At 45.9% G+C, this 19,047-nt stretch carries 17 protein-coding genes; 4 read left to right on the forward strand and 13 right to left on the reverse strand.

Translation table 11 applies throughout. From position 1 onward, the window contains the following. Positions 1-36: 36 nt before the first annotated feature. On the reverse strand, positions 37-3,744 hold the full coding sequence (locus B7P33_RS05840) for a T9SS type A sorting domain-containing protein (protein ID WP_097441031.1): 3,708 nt from the start codon (positions 3,742-3,744) through the stop codon (positions 37-39). 234 nt (positions 3,745-3,978) lie between these two features. Between B7P33_RS05840 and B7P33_RS05845 the strand changes: the two genes are divergently transcribed. The 4 genes from B7P33_RS05845 to B7P33_RS05860 all read left to right on the forward strand — a co-directional run bounded on the left by B7P33_RS05845 (position 3,979) and on the right by B7P33_RS05860 (position 8,062). Next, complete coding sequence (locus B7P33_RS05845) at positions 3,979-5,106, forward strand: SPFH domain-containing protein (RefSeq protein ID WP_097441032.1); 1,128 nt, start codon at positions 3,979-3,981, stop codon at positions 5,104-5,106. A 25-nt stretch (positions 5,107-5,131) separates the two neighbouring features. Next, complete coding sequence (locus tag B7P33_RS05850) at positions 5,132-6,220, forward strand: TFIIB-type zinc ribbon-containing protein (RefSeq protein WP_097441033.1); 1,089 nt, start codon at positions 5,132-5,134, stop codon at positions 6,218-6,220. Between the two features lie 24 nt (positions 6,221-6,244). Next, positions 6,245-6,973: a metallophosphoesterase gene (locus tag B7P33_RS05855; RefSeq protein ID WP_097441034.1), complete on the forward strand. Its 729-nt coding sequence runs from the start codon at positions 6,245-6,247 to the stop codon at positions 6,971-6,973. 90 nt (positions 6,974-7,063) lie between these two features. Continuing rightward, positions 7,064-8,062, forward strand: a complete 999-nt coding sequence (locus B7P33_RS05860; RefSeq protein ID WP_097441035.1) for an acyl-ACP desaturase — start codon at positions 7,064-7,066, stop codon at positions 8,060-8,062. Between the two features lie 79 nt (positions 8,063-8,141). On the opposite strand, the gene B7P33_RS05865 is transcribed toward B7P33_RS05860, so the two are convergent. The 12 genes from B7P33_RS05865 to B7P33_RS05920 all read right to left on the reverse strand — a co-directional run bounded on the left by B7P33_RS05865 (position 8,142) and on the right by B7P33_RS05920 (position 18,832). Then, on the reverse strand, positions 8,142-8,651 hold the full coding sequence (locus tag B7P33_RS05865; RefSeq protein WP_097441036.1) for a hypothetical protein: 510 nt from the start codon (positions 8,649-8,651) through the stop codon (positions 8,142-8,144). 17 nt (positions 8,652-8,668) lie between these two features. Further along, a complete protein-coding gene (locus tag B7P33_RS05870) occupies positions 8,669-9,577 on the reverse strand; it encodes an OmpA family protein (protein ID WP_097441037.1) in 909 nt (302 codons plus the stop codon). 395 nt (positions 9,578-9,972) lie between these two features. Then, positions 9,973-10,998, reverse strand: a complete 1,026-nt coding sequence (locus B7P33_RS05875; protein ID WP_097441038.1) for a bestrophin family protein — start codon at positions 10,996-10,998, stop codon at positions 9,973-9,975. A 51-nt stretch (positions 10,999-11,049) separates the two neighbouring features. Continuing rightward, on the reverse strand, positions 11,050-12,528 hold the full coding sequence (locus B7P33_RS05880) for a serine hydrolase domain-containing protein (protein ID WP_172435864.1): 1,479 nt from the start codon (positions 12,526-12,528) through the stop codon (positions 11,050-11,052). Between the two features lie 52 nt (positions 12,529-12,580). Next, a complete protein-coding gene (locus tag B7P33_RS05885; RefSeq protein WP_097441040.1) occupies positions 12,581-13,240 on the reverse strand; it encodes an NAD(P)H-binding protein in 660 nt (219 codons plus the stop codon). Then, entirely contained in the window at positions 13,240-14,136 is an 897-nt protein-coding gene (locus B7P33_RS05890) for an oxidoreductase (protein ID WP_097441041.1), read from the reverse strand. The genes B7P33_RS05885 and B7P33_RS05890 overlap by 1 nt, the downstream gene beginning before the upstream one ends. Positions 14,137-14,219: 83 nt before the next feature. Continuing rightward, a complete protein-coding gene (locus B7P33_RS05895) occupies positions 14,220-14,753 on the reverse strand; it encodes a Crp/Fnr family transcriptional regulator (RefSeq protein WP_097441042.1) in 534 nt (177 codons plus the stop codon). Positions 14,754-14,756: 3 nt separating this feature from the next. Beyond that, positions 14,757-15,302, reverse strand: coding sequence for a GNAT family N-acetyltransferase (locus B7P33_RS05900; RefSeq protein WP_097441043.1), 546 nt, complete (start codon positions 15,300-15,302; stop codon positions 14,757-14,759). Beyond that, positions 15,302-15,874 carry a sugar O-acetyltransferase gene (locus tag B7P33_RS05905; protein WP_097441044.1) on the reverse strand — a complete coding sequence of 191 codons (573 nt, stop codon included), beginning with the start codon at positions 15,872-15,874 and terminating at the stop codon, positions 15,302-15,304. The genes B7P33_RS05900 and B7P33_RS05905 overlap by 1 nt, the downstream gene beginning before the upstream one ends. A gap of 118 nt (positions 15,875-15,992) precedes the next feature. Then, entirely contained in the window at positions 15,993-17,543 is a 1,551-nt protein-coding gene (gene amaB, locus B7P33_RS05910) for an L-piperidine-6-carboxylate dehydrogenase (RefSeq protein WP_097441045.1), read from the reverse strand. A 102-nt stretch (positions 17,544-17,645) separates the two neighbouring features. After that, a complete protein-coding gene (locus tag B7P33_RS05915; RefSeq protein WP_097441046.1) occupies positions 17,646-18,179 on the reverse strand; it encodes a 3-hydroxyanthranilate 3,4-dioxygenase in 534 nt (177 codons plus the stop codon). 176 nt (positions 18,180-18,355) lie between these two features. Next, the gene (locus B7P33_RS05920) at positions 18,356-18,832 is read right to left on the reverse strand and encodes a CAP domain-containing protein (RefSeq protein WP_097441047.1); all 477 of its coding nucleotides are present in this window, start codon (positions 18,830-18,832) and stop codon (positions 18,356-18,358) included. Positions 18,833-19,047: the final 215 nt, after the last annotated feature.

A 19,047-nucleotide genomic window follows, 5' to 3' on the forward strand; every position in this document is an offset into this window, starting at 1 on the left:
TGAACTCCCGCCTTTAATAATACTATTTAATGTGTTTTACTTCTTAACAATCTTAAAAATTCGGTCTACCCCTTGTCCGCTGATCTTAACCAAATAGATCCCTGCGGGGACCCCTGAGGCATTCCAGCTAAAACTTTCGGCACTGGAGACATTATCGTTTCTATATACCATTTGTCCGCCCAAACTATAGACCTTGGCCGTCAGTTGGGTCTTCTCTACCTGCTGCACCGAAAAGTTGAATACGGCCGTAGAAGGGTTGGGCCATACCGAAGTCGTTAATTTAGGGCTAATGGACACCAAATTATCTACATCGGGCGAAATGGGATCTTGGGCCACACCACTTTGAGGGGTTTCCATCGCAACCTCAGTCCTACCGCCTTCTTCTTCCTCGGCTTCCCCATGGACATCTCCAAAGATTTGGAATACGAAATCGGATGGTACCCGCCCGAAAGCCACGGAAATGGGAGTCCAACTCGTTGCCCCAGTTCCGAACAAATCGGCAGGATCGTTAAAGGCATTTTCATTACCCACCACACGTTCTTGGGTACTCCAGAACCACTGCGTCGCATTCGGACCAAAATTAAGGTTGGCAAAAACACTCAACCAATAGGTACCACTGGCCAAATCTATGGCTTCAGGCAGTTCTAAAGCTAAATTGGGATCATTAATATCAGAGGTCGGTGCAATAGCGCCACTGTAATAAACGATATCGCCTGGGGCGCCACCGTTATCGGCATAAATTACGACTGAGGCTTCAGTGAAATCAGGGTTGTTATTCGCCCCTCCAAAGGCGGTAACCCGATCAACGGTCCAACTGCTTCCGTTAGGCACGATAAAATCGTCTGCCGAAGAAACCAAGGCTCCAAAATCGCCGAACAGTTGCGAAGGTGCCGAGGAAACAATAGGATCCAATTGCTGATAAATCGCCGGTTCCACTACATTTACGGTAAAGCCTTCAGAAACCTGTTCTTTGCCGGCAGTGGCAATTAGGCCAATAGCGGCACTGCCCTCCATTTCCGGGGATATGGTCAAGGTAAGAGCATCGCCATCTTGGGTCAGCATTACCAAATCGGGATTACTATTGGTCAATTTGATGTCGATCGGCTTGCCTTTACTATGGGCAAAAACCCCACTGATATCTACGGTAACAGGATCTGAGTTCATGGGTAAAAGGGCATTGGCAAGCAAGCGTTCTACAGATAGCCTAGGTTCAGGACGTTCGCGCACCCAGAAATTGGCACTATAGAGCCCATTACCGTGAATGGCAGCGGCCACGAAACCGTCGGAACGGGTCTTTACCTGGGCCACAACGGCATTGCCGATACGGAAAGGTTCCCTATACCAACGCGTCTTTTTGCCCTTTAGGCGCCAAGCGAAATACAATCCGGTACTGGTACCTGCCCAATAGCCGTCATTATTACCATTCATGGCGATCCAACGTACAGAAGGCCCGTTACCGGTACCGTCTTTATTTTCTTCCAAGTTTCCGGATATATCGACCCAAGTTTCCCCTCCATTCTTACTCATAAAAATACTGGGGATATTATAATTGGAGAAAACCGCAAAAACCCGTTGATCGTTGGTAGGGTCTACATAAATGTTATTGATAAAGCCACCTTCTGGAAGGCCTTTTCCAGTGGAAATATCCACCGCTTCCTGATCATCGATATTGGCGTTCTTCATCTTAAAAATGGCGCCCGCACTAGTACCGTAATATAAGGTATTTGCAATAGGATATTTAGAAACATCCATGGCCGTAATACTACCATCGGGCACCGCGCTTTGCGACATATTTACCCAACCTTCGGAAGCATTGGCGGTAGAGAACAAAGGAATGGCATCGAGATCATTGTTACGCCACATGGTATTGCCCGCGGGCATATACATAATATTGTCGTTGTTCGGATCTAAAAGGAAAGGGGCCACGAACCGGAAACCGGAAGCACCGGCCGGGGTTACCTTGGTAAAAGAGGCAAACTCACCATTTTCATCGAAATTCAAACGGTACAGGTTCCCGAATTGTGAAGACACATATCGGGTACGACCTTCATCAGAAATGGCATTATAAGACCCATCGCCCCCAAAATCTTCTATCCAGTCTTTATTAATACTTGTAGAATCGGTAAACCAAGTACCATTATCTTGAAAACCGGCCAAAAGATCATCGCTTTTACCGCTTGGATCAAAAGAGAAGGCATAGGGTTGGGTGGTAACGTATTTATTGTTCAAGGAGGTCCACTGCACCGAAGCCACCGCTGTGGTATCGGATAAATTCCCGGTAATTTGAACACCCCCGTCATTGGAAGAAATCGCCACTTCGGGATCCGTTGGCGAAAACACCATATTATGCTGATCCGGATGGTGGTTATCATACAAGGCATAACTATTGGCGGTGGCGGTATAGCCCCCGATCCAACCTTCACGACCTACCGGACTGGTAAAGCCATCGGTAGAACGGTAGAGGTTGGTACCTCCTACAAAAACCAAATCAGGGTTATGCGGACTTACACGTACCAACATATTATAGTCGCCTTGCAGGTTCAGGTTTCCGGCCAAACCACCGATGTTCACCGGAAGGTTGGCACTAAGATTAGTCCATTGCGCATCTTCTTCTGCATCGGCATCATATCTTAAGAGAAAAGGAAAATCGGCGTCGACCAAATTTTGGGCAAAGAAATAAACCCTATTGGAATTCGAAGGATCGTAGGCCATTACAGTTCGACCATATACAAAAGGTATATCCGGACTGATCTCCGTCCAGTTTTCACCATCGGTAGAAGTATAGTAACCTTGGGTACCATCGGTATTGGCCTCTACGGTGGCATAGATAACCCCTTCGGGTGTGATCATAACCTCGGTAGTAACATCGAAACCACTGGCCAGCACTTCTTCAAAATTACGCCCTCCATCGGTCGAACGTTGCACCCCATTAAAAGTAGCGGCATACAAATCTCCGTTATCTGGATGAATAGCAATGCTATTGATTAAATCAAGGGCCGAAAAAGAGGTAACATCATTGTCATTACTATTGCGCAAACGATACCAACTACGCCCATTATTATACGATTTGTAAATTCCTGAGCCCGCATAAAAGGCACCTCCGGCACTGGCCGAGTTGCCAAAACGTTCCCCGGAGGCATAATACCATATACGGTGTTTTCCCGGTCTGGGATCTTGAACAATAGCCGTAATACTGGGCGATTGATACGATTTGGTCACTTTTTTCCAGCTTTCACCCTTATCAGTAGAACGCCATAAACCACCGGAAACTCCCCCGGCAAATATGATATTCTCATTATTACGATCTAAGGCCAAGGCCCGGGTACGACCGCCAACGTTTCCGGGGCCGCGGTTTTTCCAGTAGGAGAATCGAGCTCTTTTTTCGGTTTCTGATCCGGTTTTAGCCGTAGCATCGCCGCTGGCATCCCTCTCGGTGATTTTGTTCGAAAAATTAGCCGATAGTTCGCGAATACCAACAGGAATCTCTTGGGTCTGCGGATCTCGGGTCTGTTCAAGTTCATGCAACCACCGATCCATGGCGCGGTCTCCCACTCTTTCGGGCTTGACCCCTACCGGTCCGGTTTTGCTGTCGTAGATTTTGGACTGCTTGTATAGCGCATGTCCTTTTTGAAGGTTTTGGTTGTGGGTCTGTTGCAGCTTCTGTGCCCGTGATAAGGGAGAAACAAACAGAAAGCCCAAGGTGAGGATTAGGCATAGGATGCCCTTGGGTAAAAATGTTCTCATAAAAGGTTGTTTAAATTAGCGGAGTTAAAATACATATTTTTATTATCAAATTCACAAAATATTGTATGTCTGGATGATTATTGTGTAAAAACAGAACTTGTTTGGGAAGGGGACCATACATATCTCTTCAGGGTAAAAACCTTTATTTTAAAAAAAGGGAACTAAAGGAAGGGTATACCTATAATTTCAAGCATTTTTAGTACCTTTTTACTCAATTTCATAAAACACTTATCCATGGGTCTATTCGACGAAATCAAAAAGAAACTCAGCCACGAATTTATAGATATAGTCGAGTGGCTCGACAATACCAACGATACCATTGTACATCGTTTTGAACGCTACCAAAACGAGATAAAAAACGGGGCACAATTGATCGTACGCGAGGGGCAGACCGCGGTATTTATCAACGAAGGTCAGCTAGCCGATGTCTTTGGGCCGGGCACTTATACCCTGAATACTCAGAACTTGCCCATTTTGGCCACTTTAAAAGGATGGAAATATGGATTTAACTCCCCCTTCAAGGCTGAGGTCTATTTTGTAAACACCCGCTTGTTCACCGATGAGAAATGGGGTACCAAAAACCCGATCATGCTTAACGACGATCGTTTTGGTCTGGTAGAGATTAGGGCTTTTGGCACCTATAGCTTTAAGATAGAAGATGCCGGAAAATTCGTGGTAGATGTAGTAGGTACCGATGCCAATTTTACCAACTATGAAGTAAACGAGCATTTAAAGAGTTTGATCGTTACCCGTTTTACCGATACCGTAGGCGAGGCCAATATTCCGTTGGAACTCTATGCCGCAAATACTTCTGAACTTTCCGAAACCTGCCAAGAGGTTATGCAGCCCGAGTTCGGTAGGGTGGGTATTTTGTTGGAGCGCTTTTATATCGAAAACGTTTCCATGCCCGAAGAACTTAAAAAAGAGATTTTCGAATACAGCCGATTGGACAAATTGGATATGGCCAAACTGACCCAATTCAAGACCGCCAAGGCCATGGAGGCCGCTGCCAAGAACGAAGGCGGCACCGCTGGGGCCGGTATGGGCATGGGCATGGGCTTTGTATTGGCCCAACAAATGGGGCAGAACATGAACTTTAACCAAGGACAATCGGCCGCCCAGGCAACGCAGGCGGTGCCACCTCCCATGCCCACACAGACCTTGTACCATTATGCGGTAAACGGTCAACAACTGGGTCCGGTACCCATGGAACGTCTTCGAGAGCTGTTCGCGGCCCGTACCATTAATAAGGATTCTTTGGTATGGAAACCCGGTTTGGCACAATGGACCGCACTAAAAGATGTGGCCGAACTACAAAGTTTCCTTGGGGGCAACACCCCACCACCCTTACCCGGAAATTAATTTTTTCGCATTCTAGGAAAACCCTATGCAAGAAACACCCGACGTTTTTTCGGAAAAGAAAAAACCCTGTCCCAATTGTGGGGCCGAGCTTACCTATAAACCCGGCACCCATCAATTGGGCTGTGGGTATTGCGGCTATGAAGAGTTCATCGAAACCAATAAAACCAGTTTGGAAGAACTGGAACTGGCCCATTATCTAGAGCTGGTTGGCCAATATGCCCATACCGAAACCTTAGAGGTGCTCCATTGTAAAAACTGTGGGGCCCAGCAACATTCCGAAGAGAATTACCAAAGTCTGCACTGTATTTATTGTAGCGAACCTTTGATCAAGGAGGAATCGGCCTCGGAGCAATGGATCCGCCCCGGCGGACTTATACCATTTCAGCTCGATGCCAAAAAAGGGCGCCAATTGTTCAAAAATTGGGTCAAAGGCATTTGGTTCGCCCCGAACAGTTTAAAAAAGGCCGCCTTGGATCCCGAGGCTATGCATGGGGTATATTTACCCTATTGGACCTTTGATGCCGACCTTACCGCCGATTACCGCGGCCAACGCGGCGATTATTATTACGAGACCCAAAGGGTAAAGACCAAAAATGGGGTACAGACCCAACAGGTACGTAAAACCCGTTGGCGTTCGGCTTCTGGAAGGGTAAGTGGTTTTGTAGACGATGTTTTGGTGAATGCCGCCGAAAAACGTGCCGAGGCCATTCCCGCTAAAATAAGTCATTGGCGTATGGACGACTTAGTCGGTTACGACACCAAATACCTCTCGGGTTTTGTCACCGAAAAATATACAGTTTCCCTAAAGGAAGGTCACAAACGTTCGTTTGCCCAAGTAAAATCCATCGCCCATAACTGGATCCGGAGGGATATCGGTGGCGATACCCAACGTATATCAAGTGCCGATATCAATTTGGCCAATGAGACCTTTAAACATGTGTTGCTACCCATTTTCATTAGCAATTACACCTTTAAGGGAAAACGCTATCATTTCTACATCAATGGCCAAACCGGCGCCCTAACTGGTAAACGCCCCTATTCTTTCTGGAAAATTTTCTTTTTGGTGCTCTTTATAGGTGTACTGATATTAATATTGGCGAAGTTTGCTGGCTAATAACGTAAACCAACCTATTAGTACATGAAAACCTTTGTTATTGGCGATATCCATGGGGGCATAAAAGGCCTGGAACAAGTTTTGGATCGGGCCAGGCCCAAACCCGAAGACCATCTGATTTTTTTGGGAGATTATGTAGACGGTTGGAGTGATGCCGTAGCTACCCTCGATTTTCTAATGGCCTTGCGCCAAACATACCGCTGTACTTTTTTACGGGGCAATCACGACGAACTCTGTGCCGATTGGCTGGCCGGTGGTGAAGCCAGGAAGCAATGGTTGATACATGGCGGTCAGGCCACCGTAGATGCGTATGCAAAAACAGATGAAACCACGCGTAAAAGACATTTACGATTTCTGACCCAAGACTTGGAAAATTATTTTTTAGATGCCCAAAACAGGCTCTTTCTCCATGCCGGATTTACCAATCTTAAAGGAGTCGAACACGAGTATTTTTCCAAAACCTTTTATTGGGATCGTACCCTTTGGGAGTTGGCCCTTTCACTACATCCGGAATTAAAACCTGAGGACCCTTTTTACCCTAAGCGGTTGTTGCAATATCCTGAGATTTTTATTGGGCATACCCCTTTGACACGGATTGGAAAAACGGAACCCTTGCAAGCGGCATCGGTTTGGAATTTAGATACCGGGGCCGCATTTACCGGGCCTTTGACCTTAATGGATATAGACAGTAAAATCTTTTGGCAAAGCGATCCCGTATATACATTATACCCTAACGAAAAAGGACGAAATTAGGCCTCGATGTGACCGTTTTTTAAAAAAACCCTGTTTTCTTCGGGAATTGTCAATAGAAATCGAGACCTTGCCGCCACAAATGCAGCTACGATGGATAAGATAGAAAATATTAGGCGTGAAGTAATGAAGACCATTGAGTGTCAGGTCGATGGTTTTATGGAAAAATACCTTATGCCCATCGAAAAGATATGGCAACCCTCCGATTTTCTTCCAGATTCAGAGAGTGAGAACTTCCTGACCGATGTACACCAACTTCGGGAGGAGTCCAAAGAATTGGGCTATGATTTCTGGGTAACCATGGTGGCCGATACCATTACCGAAGAGGCCCTACCTACTTACGAATCGTGGTTAATGAACCTCGATGGGGTAGACCAGCGACCAGAAGCCGGAAATGCCTGGGCCAAATGGGTACGCCACTGGACCGCCGAAGAAAACCGCCATGGCGATGTATTGAACAAGTATCTCTATCTATCGGGCCGTGTGAATATGCGTGAGGTAGAAGTAACTACACAATATTTGATCGCCGATGGTTTCGATATCGGTACCGACCATGATCCTTATCGCAATTTTGTTTACACCAGTTTTCAAGAACTGGCCACCAATATCTCACACAAGCGTGTTGGGCTTTTGGCCAAAAAACAAGGCAATAAAATGCTGGCCAAAATGTGTAGCCTGATCGCGGGTGACGAAATGCGCCACCATTTGGCCTATCGCGAGTTCGTAAAGGTCATATTTGAATACGATCCTTCTGAAATGATGTTGGCCTTTGCCGATATGATGAAGAAAAAAATAGTGATGCCGGCCCATTTCCTTCGGGAGTCGGGTGAAGGTATCGGGGTTGCTTTTGAGAACTTTTCCAATTGCGCCCAACGTTTAGGAGTCTATACCGCCCAAGATTATGTAGACATTCTACGCAAACTGAACCTCTATTGGGATTTGGGGTCGGTACGCGATCTAAACGATCAGGCCGAAAAGGCCCGTGACTACCTCATGCGTTTACCAGAGCGTTTAGAACGTATTGCCGAACGTATGAGTTTCCCTCAAGACCAAATGCGTTTTAAATGGGTAGAAGCCAACGGCATGATGTAATACCCAAAAGACTATAACAACAAAAAGCCTTGTAGAACATATCTCCAAGGCTTTTTGCTTTTTAAATATGCCGTAATAATTACATACGCCCGCCCTTATGCTCGTCTTGCCATTTAAGCAATTCGTGCCATTGGTTGTGGTAGCACATTTTCGCCTGTAACGGCCAAGAGGTAGGGTCGTGTACCTTGAATTTTTCGCCCCCGCTCTTTAAAATGGCCTTACAGCGATCTACATCGGTATCGGCAAGTGCTTTCCAGGTATCGATACCATCGGCCTGAAACAGCTGTTCTATCTTGGGTCCAATACCTTCAACGATCTTTAAATCGTTCACTTTTACTTTTTTACCAAAGACCGCCTTGGCTAAATCGGCATCGAATGGTATTACAGCGGCCAGCTTTGCAACTTCAAGGTTTTTGCCGCAAACATCGAGATCGGCCTGTAATTGGGCATTGGCATCGCGAAGACGTGTAAGCTCATCCTCGTCACTAGTGCCACTGGCCTTTCCTAACAAATAGCCGAGTATGGCCGAGATAAGGCCAACAAGTGCCGGAATTAGCCAGCACCAAATGTTCATATTTTCAAAATCCATATTAGGTGGTTAAAAAGTTATTGTTGAATATTGATTACGGTCCTACGGTTCTGGGCACGCCCTGCTTCGGTATCATTGGTGGCAATGGGCCGTTCACTTCCAAAGGAAACCGTCTCGATCCGTTTGGGCGCCAAGCCCTGACGGATAAGATATTTTTTGGCAAATTCGGCACGCTCTTTCCCTAGGGCCATATTGGTTTCCGGGGTCCCCGTATTATCGGTATGCCCTTCAATAATACATGTGGCATTGGGATCTTTATCGAGATAAGAAACGATATCGGCAAACTTCTGGCGCTGTTGGGCGTTTAAATAAATCTTACTCTCCCCGGTTTCAAACCTCAGCTGAAGGGGGTCGTCGGTGATTTTTTTGGCCAAGGCCTCCAGGGCCCCTTCCTCGGGTAATTCTGTAGTGTTTATGGAAAAGGCGCAAGGTCCTAAATAAATACCTTCTGTGGGTTCCATCCCGCTTTTGGCCATACCATTAATGACCAGTTGTCCTACAGGAATACCTTTGCCCACCATAAAATTCTTAATAGCATTCGCCCGGGCCATTCCCAGATTCGGAAAAGCGGAATTGTTCTCTTCATTTTCATCGTAGAACCCGGTAATACTTAAGGTCTGGTTCGGCTGTCCTTCCAAAAATTTTTGTAAGGCAAACACCCCTGCGGTAACTTTTTGGTGCAAAGGGTCAACGATTTTAAAATCGGATTCGGCAAAGTTGAAGTTCTCTTGATAATCGACGGAAAAATCTCCGGAAGATACCTGAAAAGGATAGGAAGTACCAGGAACAACTGTCTGTTCGGTGGGCGCTATGGGTACAGTTTCTTGGGTTTCGTTGGTACAGCAACTACACAACTTTATATAGAGCAGGGTACCCAGAATTATGGTTGCCAGTATACCCAGCAAGTAGAGGCTTTTCTTTGACATGATGGTTGGATTATGTTTCCTAATTTATTAAAAAAATACATAACGTAGTGATTTTCTGCACGTTTAAATGTTTTTACGCACGAAAAACAAGGGCTTGGTGCACATTTTCGGAGCGTGGTTTTACCAGAAATACATGAATTTCTACCACCTATACATTTTTTCTGTTTTACGTAATCCAAGCACCCTTTCTTTGCCGTATATTTTACACATTAGTACAATACTTAGGATATAACCCTATTTCTCCCGGCAAGGTCACGGCATTGAAGTAGGGTTTTTTAAAAAATTGAGTTAGTTAGAGTTAGTTGGTTAAAGATACCCGAAGCCTCCCCACAAGGTTTCGGGTTCTTTTTTTGCCACTGTTTCACATTTTATACCAATTCAAAATTGAAATGATATTACAACTGCACATGATGGTATTGCGGGAATTGTTCCGGGATACCGGCATGATCTTCATTCATCATCTGTCGTAGATCTATTTCAATGCCCCGAGAAATGGAGGAAATAGGTACATCGTTGGCCGAACCTTCAAACGGGTTCTCGCCTACCCTACCGATACGTTCCATGGTATAGAACACCCAAGACACGGCGGTACAAAATGGAATGCAAAGCCACTTAAAATAAGGCGCTATCAAAGGATGGGTCTCCATAAGGCTTTCGCCAATAGTGACGAATTCCGGAATAATGCCAAAAGGAAGCATTAAAACGAAAAGGCGTACGAAAAAATGCGAAAGGGTGGCATATTGGCGTGGATACGGAAAGTTCTTGATGCGCTCCGATTTCCCTTGCAAGGTGAAAAATTCCTCCAACAGCTTTTCCAGCTCCAAAAAGGAAAACTCCCAAAGTTTCCCATCTTCTTGTAACCGCTTCAAATGTTTCGATTGTATATAGAGCAGGGCGGTTTGTTTGTTGTTTTTACTCAAAACATAATCCAATTCCCCGGCATCGAGATACGGTCGTAACGCTTCTTCCAAAGCCAACTGTTTTTCGGGTGGCTTAATGATATCCATCCATTCCTTATTGGTTTTTTCCTTGTGGCTAACTTCCCAAGTACGGGCCTGGCGCATAGCATAACGTAGGGCCGTCATCCAGGCGATATGCCTATAGACCAAAATATGCACCTCTTTTTCATCCGAGACCATATCGCGCACCTTCATGCCCCAGCTGCGCGAACTGTTCACGATACCGCCCCAAATTTTCCTGGCTTCCCATATACGGCCATAGGCGGCACTGTTCTGAAATCCGATGATAAAGGCCACGGCCGTACCGATTAGGGCAATGGGGGTCCAAGGTAGGTTCAAAAACTCTAGGCCCACCACACTATATAATATGGCGATCAAGGTTACATAGAGTCCGATATAAAAGGTCTCCTTTCTGGTCCAATACAACAATTCTTTGATGGAATAACGATTCTTCGTAAGCATAATGGTTGTTTTCCAACAAGATAGCCATTTTTAATTACCAAGGGACTTTCACTACGGATGCTCGGCCAACCATTCCGCTGCCTCACGGGTATACCAATGTTCACGTTGGTTTTTAGCATTTACTAGCGCCAAATAATGGGGTCGGGCCCGTTCTATTTGACCCAAATGGGTGTAGTAGCCCCCCATATATAGGTGTAGGTACGGATTATCAGGTTCCTTTTGAATCAGGTATTTGCCAATGGCCTCAAATTCGGTATCAAAAGTCGTAAATGGCCCTTGATCGTAGTGGAAGGAAGTATCTTTAAGTGCCGCCAGGGTATGCAATAGTTGGGCATTGGCATAGGTGAGGTAATCTGGGTACTCAGCAAACAATCTTTTTAATACCAGTTCCGCCTTCTTGATCTTTGAAGGATCGAACCGGGCCATAAATCCCTCGGCCAAAGCCTGGGCGATCAACAACTGCTTGTCCAAAACTGTCCGATTCCGTTCTTGCCCCTTTCCGTTAAGCTTATAAAACAAAGGCGTTTGATCTGCCGGGGAAACAAAATTCTTTAAAAAGGATAAGGCGAACAAAGAACTGCTAATATCGCCATAGATCAAGCGGGCCGGGTCGCTCATTAAATTGTTGTTGGCCAATAGAACCAAATGCAGATCCAGTTCAGGTATTTGCAGCATTAGGCTCGAATAACAATCGTATTGCCCATAGGCCCAAAGTAGTCCATGGCCTTCCCACGAAGTCGTAAAAATACCCATGCCATAGGGCGACCCAGTATAAAATGGGGTAAACATTGCTGTTTTTGCTTTTGGGCTCAGCAGGGTATCGGTAGGCAAGGCTTGGGAAAACCGAAGCAATTCCCTTGCCGTTGATACCAAACCGGCCGAGGCGGAGTACCCATATTCAATAAAACATTTCTCGGGCTGTGGATCCAAAAAATAGGGGGTGGCCAAACGGATCCCCATTTGTTTTACTTGATCTTCATCATTCAATAAAAAACTTTGGTCCATAGCCAAGGGATCCAAAATACGCTGCTGCATTAAGTCGGCAAAAGTTCGCCCACTTGACTTTTCGAGAATCGGGGTCAGCAACCCAAAGCGAGCACTGTAATGGAAACGGGATCCGAGCTTCCCTTCAGAGGTATGGGAGAGTATGTGTTTCACCAAAATGGAATCGCCCAAATTTTCGAAAGGCCCATAAGTATTCGCCTTTGTCTCGAAATCCAAAACACCTTCCTTAACCAATTGATGCGCCAAAACCCCGCTAAAAACTTTGGTTATTGAAGCCACGGGAAACAATGTCCCGGCATTGACCCGTGTACTCGTTTCATAATCGGCGAAACCTGAATAGTTCTCGAAAATCAGACTGTCGTTTTGGGATACCACGGCCGCCAAACCCGGAATATTGAAGAAATGCTCTAACGACTTTAGTTCTTTTTTAAAGGTGGCGGTATCCGGTGTAATAGGTTGCGAGATTCCAGAGAATATCCCCAAAAACAAAACCCAATAAAATAAAGGGGTAAAGGAAGTTTTCATAATTGATGATCGATGATGGCTTCCAAAGTATAAAAAATACGGTACAAGTTCGCTATTGGGCCAACTCATTTATCTGTGTCCAAGAAACCCGGCGCAGGGTCATTTCCGAAGGACGTTTATACGCATGGTACATGGCCTTGGCCACCAAGCCGGAATCTATTGGGCTATATTTCCGTAAAAAAGGAAGGTTTTCCGTTAGCCATTTCATGACCGTCAACCCCATAGTTTCACCTTTTCGAGGCTTTTCCCGCTTGCCTATCAATCCGCCGGGCTGCAAGATCGTGGTATGGCCAAATTGAAGCTTTTCTATGGCCACCTCCAGCTCTGCCTTCATATGGCGGTAGTAATTCCTAGCATGCAATTTGGCATAAGGTGAAGAAACCAGTACATAATTTTGCAATCCGTTGACCTTAGCTGCCCTTGCGGCTTTTAACTGGTAGTCATAATCTACCTTTCGTTGGGCCTGCTTACTACCGGCCTGGGCCAAAGTGGTACCCAAACAGGAGAACAATACATGTCCGGATATGGCTTTTATATAGTCAAGGTCTTGGTCAAAATCAATACGATGTTCTTTTAATTTTGGATGCGAAAATCCGCTCGGGCGCCTGACCAATATGTGAAGTTCTTGGCATTCCGAATCGTTCAGCAAAAGGGATACCAATAGTTTCCCCACCAAACCCGTGGCTCCGATTATATTGGCGGTATACGGCATTAGAAAGTGGTTCGGGTCAAATGTTCGGACAATTCCCAAAGGGTATCGGCCTTTTTTTGGTCGAGGGCTTTTTTATCTAAACCTGCCAAGATGGGGTAGCCACAGATCATGTAGCGCGGGCCATAGTACGCACCGCCTTTTACCTCGGGGTCGGTAGCGGCCCTTAAGGCGGGCAAAACCCCTTTACTGACCGGTTGGGCCATGATCTTGGTTAGCCAACCGCCAATCCCTATACTTTGTTGCCTTTCAGTCGCAGATAGCCCCGGATGCGCCCCTACCGAAATGGCGTTAACCCCTTCGGTTTCGAACTTTTGCTGCAATTTGCGCATAAACAACATATTGGCCAGTTTACTATCACCATAGGAAATACTGCGGTCATAGGGCCTTTTTTCCCAGTGGATATCCGACAGGTCGAGCGTACCGAATTTATGCGCCCCACTGCCCATGGTTACCACACGGGCGCCTTCGGTATCTCGGATAATTGGATACAGTTGTGCCGTAAGGGCAAAATGGCCCAAATGATTGGTAGCCATATGCATCTCCCAACCCATTGGGTTGGTGGATTTTTCCTTAAGGTTGACCACCGCGGCATTGTTAATGAGTATATCCAAGCTGTTATGCCGTTCTTTATAGGCCCCCGTAAAATCGCGTATGGATTCTAGGTCATTTAGATCCAGGGCCAACACCTCAACCTGAACTGCCGCCCCCAATAAGGACCGTATCCGTTCTGCAGCCGCATTGCCCTTACGGGTGCTTCTACAGGCCAAGGTAACCTGGGCCTGTTTACGGGCCAATTCCAAAGCCATTTGAAACCCCAACCCCCTATTACCGCCAGTTATTAGTACTTTTTTCCCACTTTGATTTGGAATGTCTTGCGCCGTCCAATGTTTTGCCATAATCCAAAGGCATTTTCGATTCGAAGACAAAGTTCCGAAGCCATCCGATCAATGGGCTGAAACTAATTTCAGAAATGCGGTTTTTATAGCTGATGTTTCAGTTTACTGAGCCATTGCGGGCTAATCCCTAAAAAATCGGCTATGTACTTAGAAGGTACCTGCTGTAAAATGGCAGGGTAATGTTCTTGCAGGTACTGCAACATCTCCAAACTACTTAAGCTGATCAACATGGCTCGCAGGGTGTTCTTTTCGAGCAAGGCGCGAACGCCAATATCCTGCATCTGGGCCGCCCATGGAGAGCTGTTCACGAATGCGTCAAAATCGGGTTTGGTCAATTCCACAAGTTGGGTCGGGGTAAAGGCCTTTAGGGTATAGATCGATGGTGTACCCAAATAATAGGGTTCCGCCGCCGTGGCAATGGGATGAAAACCCGGGATAAAAAAATTAATTGCCCTTTCCTCGCCTGTTTTTGGGTGAACATGGTTCAGCACCAGGCCGCCTTCCTTAATCAAGTACAACCTATTAACGGTATCGCCCACATCGATTAAGGTCTGAAGTGTCTTTACCGAGAGTTCCCGCCCCAATTGGCTAAGCGTCCTATGCAAATCGCTATCCATACATTAGGTTTTGGGTTGCTTGTTTTGTTGCTGAAATTGCTTTCTACTAACCGTATAATGGAATTCGGGTCGGCCCGAATCGGGATCCACGGTTTCCTTTTGTAAGGTCATTAGCTGTTCTAAAATACGTTTTGAGGCCAAGTTTTCGGCATCGGCAATACCTAATACGGAAGAATAATCGAATTGTTCAAAGGCAAAAGCGATCAAACCCTGTGCCAGTTCGGTACCAAAGCCTTGGCCCCAATATGCCTTTTGCAACCTATACCCAATTTCAACTTGATTATCGTCCATATCGACCAAGGCGCATGTTCCAATGAATTCACCGGACTTTTTCTCGGCAATGGCGTAAATCTTCACTTTTACGTTCGCATTCCCTGTATTGTTGATGTGCAACTTTAGATCGGCCAAGGCCTCCTGCTGCGACATTAATGGCGCCGGGATTTGGTCCATGACCTCGGCATCGCCATGCATTTGTATATATGGGGCCGCATCTTCTAAAACGAGATGGTGCACCTCCAGCCAATCGGTTTCAAATAATACATTTTCCATTAGAGTGCTTTAACTACTTTGGCCGGATGGCCCAAAACCAATACATTATCAGGTACATCTTTGGTAACCACGCTGCCGGCCCCAATGGTAACATTATTGCCGATAGTAACCCCCGGACAAATGACCACTTGCCCCCCTACCCACACATTATCTCCAATATACACCGGTTTGGAGGCCGTAAGATAACGGGAGCCTTCTTCGGTTTTTACAATGCGTTCGCTGGCCTTTAACGGATGGGTGGCCGTATAGATATGCACCCCGGGGCCAATGAGACCGTTCGCGCCGATACGGATATGGTTATTGTCCATAAACATACCATTGGCATTTACGAAGGTACCTTCGCCTATCTGGACAAATTCGCCATAGTCGCAAAAAAACGGAGCTACAATCCATACCCCTTGTCCTACTTCACCAAGCATTTCCTGCAAAATTTGTCTCCGTGTATCCAGGGCTGTAGAATCCAGTGTATTGTACTGCTGCATTAAGGCACGGGCGGTATGGTACAGGGCCAACAATTCAGGATCCCGAGAATCATACTTTAGGCCTTGTAGCATTTTTTGTTTTTCGGTCATTGGTGCTATAACAGTTAGATTGACAAAAATCGAAAAATGGGATTATTGGTCAATTCGACTCACAAAAAAACCCACTGTAATGTACAGCGGGTTTTCGATATTTTAAAACCAATTCGGATTATAAGTCGAACTTAATCCCTTGGGCCAAGGGCAGATCGGTCGTATAATTGATGGTATTGGTTTGTCTGCGCATATACACTTTCCAGGCATCGGAACCGGACTCGCGCCCGCCACCGGTTTCTTTTTCACCACCGAAGGCACCACCGATTTCGGCCCCAGAGGTTCCGATATTCACATTGGCAATACCACAGTCAGATCCGGCATGTGACAAGAAACGCTCGGCTTCGCGAAGGTTATTGGTCATAATGGCCGAAGACAACCCTTGGGCCACCCCGTTTTGGATAGCTATGGCATCAGCCACATCGCCACTGTATTTCAAGAGATACAATACCGGGGCAAAAGTCTCGTGCTGTACGATTTCGAACTCGTTATTGGCTTCGGCAATGGCCGGCTTCACATAGCAACCACTTTCGTAGCCTTCGCCTTGTAGTACACCACCTTCTACCAAGATGTTACCTCCTTCGGCAACTACCTTTTCCAAAGCGGCAGAATACATACCTACGGCATCGGTATCGATAAGTGGTCCCACATGGTTGTTTTCATCCAAGGGATTTCCGATACGCAATTGACCATAAGCGGCCACAACGGCATCTTTTACCTGATCGTAGATCGATTCGTGTATGATCAAACGACGGGTAGAGGTACAACGCTGACCGGCCGTACCTACGGCACCAAATACGGCCCCGATTACGGTCATTTTAATATCGGCATCCGGGGTTACGATAATGGCATTGTTACCGCCCAATTCCAAAAGCGATTTTCCTAGACGGCCTGCCACCTCACTGGCTACGATTTTACCCATTCGTGTAGAACCGGTAGCGGAAACCAAAGGAATACGGGCGTCTTTGGTCATAAATTCACCAACTTTATAATCCCCATTGATCAAACAGGAAATTCCTTCCGGCAAATTATTCTCGGCCAATACCTCGGCAATGATATTCTGACAGGCTACCCCACAAAGCGGTGTTTTTTCTGAAGGTTTCCACACACAGACATCACCACAGATCCAGGCCAAGGCGGTATTCCAAGACCAAACGGCCACCGGAAAGTTAAAAGCGGATATGATACCCACGATACCCAACGGGTGATACTGCTCGTACATACGGTGCCCGGGACGTTCGGAATGCATGGTTAATCCGTGTAATTGACGCGACAGACCTACGGCAAAATCGCATATGTCGATCATTTCCTGCACCTCGCCCAAACCTTCTTGGTACGATTTACCCATTTCGTAGGAAACCAATTTACCCAAGGCCTCCTTTTTTTCGCGAAGCTTTTCCCCGAATTGGCGAACGATCTCGCCACGTAGTGGTGCAGGCTTTACGCGCCACTCGGCAAAGGCAGCCTGGGCCGTTTGCATAACCTTTTCATAATCTTCCTTAGAAGTGGTGCTCACCTTACCGATCAATTGACCATCTACAGGTGAATACGATTCGATAAGTTCATTGGAAGACATTTGCTGCGATCCTGTAGAGGTTCCTGCATTTACGGCTTGTATTCCCAATTCCTTTAGGGCTTCATCCATACCAAAAGTGGCAAGAGTTGACATATTTATAACTTTTTAATTGTTGAATGTTGTAATCGTCACAAAAGTACGAAACTTCTTTAAGTCAATTGGTAAAGAAGTCCGATGTTACATACTGCTGCAATATTAGGGTAGAAAACGGGTATCGACCGGCATTTCCGTACCACATTTTTCACAAGTACGTAAGCTTTCGGAGGTATAGAAATCTTGAAAATGGCCCAAAAAGTCTTTTTCGATGTCGTGTAAGGGAAAATACACCTCGTGTAATTTGTGGTTACAGCCATCGCAGAACCACAACAAACCATCTTCACCACTGGCAGCCTCGCGTTTACGTTCGATGACCAGGCCCAACGAATTTTCGCTACGCACGGGTGAGTGGGGTATTTTGGCGGGCAACAAGAACATATCACCGGGGCCCAAGGCCATGGTTCGTTTTTTACCATCTTCTTGAATATGAACTTGAATATGTCCTTCGAGCTGGTAAAACAGTTCTTCGGTCTCGTTATAATGGTAATCTTTCCTGGCATTGGGTCCGGCCACGATCATAACGATATAATCCCCAGATTCGGTATAGAGGTTCTTATTGCCAACCGGGGGTTTGAGCAACTCCCTATTTTCGGCAATCCACTGGGTTAGGTTAAACGGAAGCGCTATAGCCATATACTCGGGTTTTATACCCTGCTAAAGTATAAAACTTTGATGAGTGGCCCGTATATACCTATATCTATTAAAGTATTGAAGATGTATGTAGAAATGTAAAACTCGAAGTTTCCCTAAAAAACATGAACCAAGACCAAGACGGTCACTAAATAACCGCTGTTCTTTTCAGAGACAGTTTATCTGTAAAACATTTGGGTAAAGTAGTAGTTACCTTCAGCATCGCTTTTAACGGAAATTCCGGTATGGGTAAAATTGCTTTCAATGTTTAGGCGGTGTCCTTTACTCGACATCCATTTGTCAAAAGCCGCTTGTGCCGTTTCATAATCCTTGGCTACGTTTTCAGCAATCATTTCGGCCGATGTTTTTGCAGAAAGCGCTGTGGCCCGGGCACTGAAATTATCATGACTCAATTCCCCTTTGCTAATCATGTAGTTGTTGTGGGCTTGGGCGGCCTCATAGGCTTCAGTATTCAAGGCCAAAGGTACACGACCGATCGATTTACGATAATCGTTAACAATGATCATCAACTCCTGCTCTATTCCGGTCACATTTATGGCATCGGAAATGGCAGGGGTTTCGGCAATATCTTCTTTGGTACAAGATCCAAACCCTAAAAATAAGGCAATAGAAAGCAAGGGCAACAACTTCTTCATGGTCGCTTCATTTTGTTTGACCTTCGAAAAAGTAGGGTTTCGAGGGCCGGGGGTTAATAAGCTGATTTGGGATCGCTACACAGCAATATTAAGGCAAGGTGAAGGAGTTGATCCGAAATATTCCTTGAACCACAATTATTTTCGATTAGCTACGTTCGTGTCGATTAACGGTATAAAATCCTCGTTTTATTAAAACCGACCGCGTAGTATTATGC

This window comes from Sediminicola luteus (assembly GCF_002514735.1).
Lineage (GTDB): Bacteria > Bacteroidota > Bacteroidia > Flavobacteriales > Flavobacteriaceae > HQA918.

Bases quoted from the DNA above. Each gene is read 5' to 3' on its own strand.
- B7P33_RS05900 (WP_097441043.1), bottom strand. From the start codon at position 15,302: ATGGAAAATGTATTATTTGAAACCGATTGGCTGGAGGTGCACCATCTC.
- B7P33_RS05915 (WP_097441046.1), bottom strand. From the start codon at position 18,179: ATGGCTATAGCGCTTCCGTTTAACCTAACCCAGTGGATTGCCGAAAAT.
- B7P33_RS05905 (WP_097441044.1), bottom strand. From the start codon at position 15,874: ATGACCGAAAAACAAAAAATGCTACAAGGCCTAAAGTATGATTCTCGG.
- B7P33_RS05840 (WP_097441031.1), bottom strand. From the start codon at position 3,744: ATGAGAACATTTTTACCCAAGGGCATCCTATGCCTAATCCTCACCTTG.
- B7P33_RS05845 (WP_097441032.1), top strand. From the start codon at position 3,979: ATGGGTCTATTCGACGAAATCAAAAAGAAACTCAGCCACGAATTTATA.
- B7P33_RS05920 (WP_097441047.1), bottom strand. From the start codon at position 18,832: ATGAAGAAGTTGTTGCCCTTGCTTTCTATTGCCTTATTTTTAGGGTTT.
- B7P33_RS05890 (WP_097441041.1), bottom strand. From the start codon at position 14,136: ATGGCAAAACATTGGACGGCGCAAGACATTCCAAATCAAAGTGGGAAA.
- B7P33_RS05855 (WP_097441034.1), top strand. From the start codon at position 6,245: ATGAAAACCTTTGTTATTGGCGATATCCATGGGGGCATAAAAGGCCTG.
- B7P33_RS05880 (WP_172435864.1), bottom strand. From the start codon at position 12,528: ATGAAAACTTCCTTTACCCCTTTATTTTATTGGGTTTTGTTTTTGGGG.
- B7P33_RS05860 (WP_097441035.1), top strand. From the start codon at position 7,064: ATGGATAAGATAGAAAATATTAGGCGTGAAGTAATGAAGACCATTGAG.
- B7P33_RS05870 (WP_097441037.1), bottom strand. From the start codon at position 9,577: ATGTCAAAGAAAAGCCTCTACTTGCTGGGTATACTGGCAACCATAATT.
- amaB (WP_097441045.1), bottom strand. From the start codon at position 17,543: ATGTCAACTCTTGCCACTTTTGGTATGGATGAAGCCCTAAAGGAATTG.
- B7P33_RS05850 (WP_097441033.1), top strand. From the start codon at position 5,132: ATGCAAGAAACACCCGACGTTTTTTCGGAAAAGAAAAAACCCTGTCCC.
- B7P33_RS05865 (WP_097441036.1), bottom strand. From the start codon at position 8,651: ATGGATTTTGAAAATATGAACATTTGGTGCTGGCTAATTCCGGCACTT.
- B7P33_RS05895 (WP_097441042.1), bottom strand. From the start codon at position 14,753: ATGGATAGCGATTTGCATAGGACGCTTAGCCAATTGGGGCGGGAACTC.
- B7P33_RS05885 (WP_097441040.1), bottom strand. From the start codon at position 13,240: ATGCCGTATACCGCCAATATAATCGGAGCCACGGGTTTGGTGGGGAAA.
- B7P33_RS05875 (WP_097441038.1), bottom strand. From the start codon at position 10,998: ATGCTTACGAAGAATCGTTATTCCATCAAAGAATTGTTGTATTGGACC.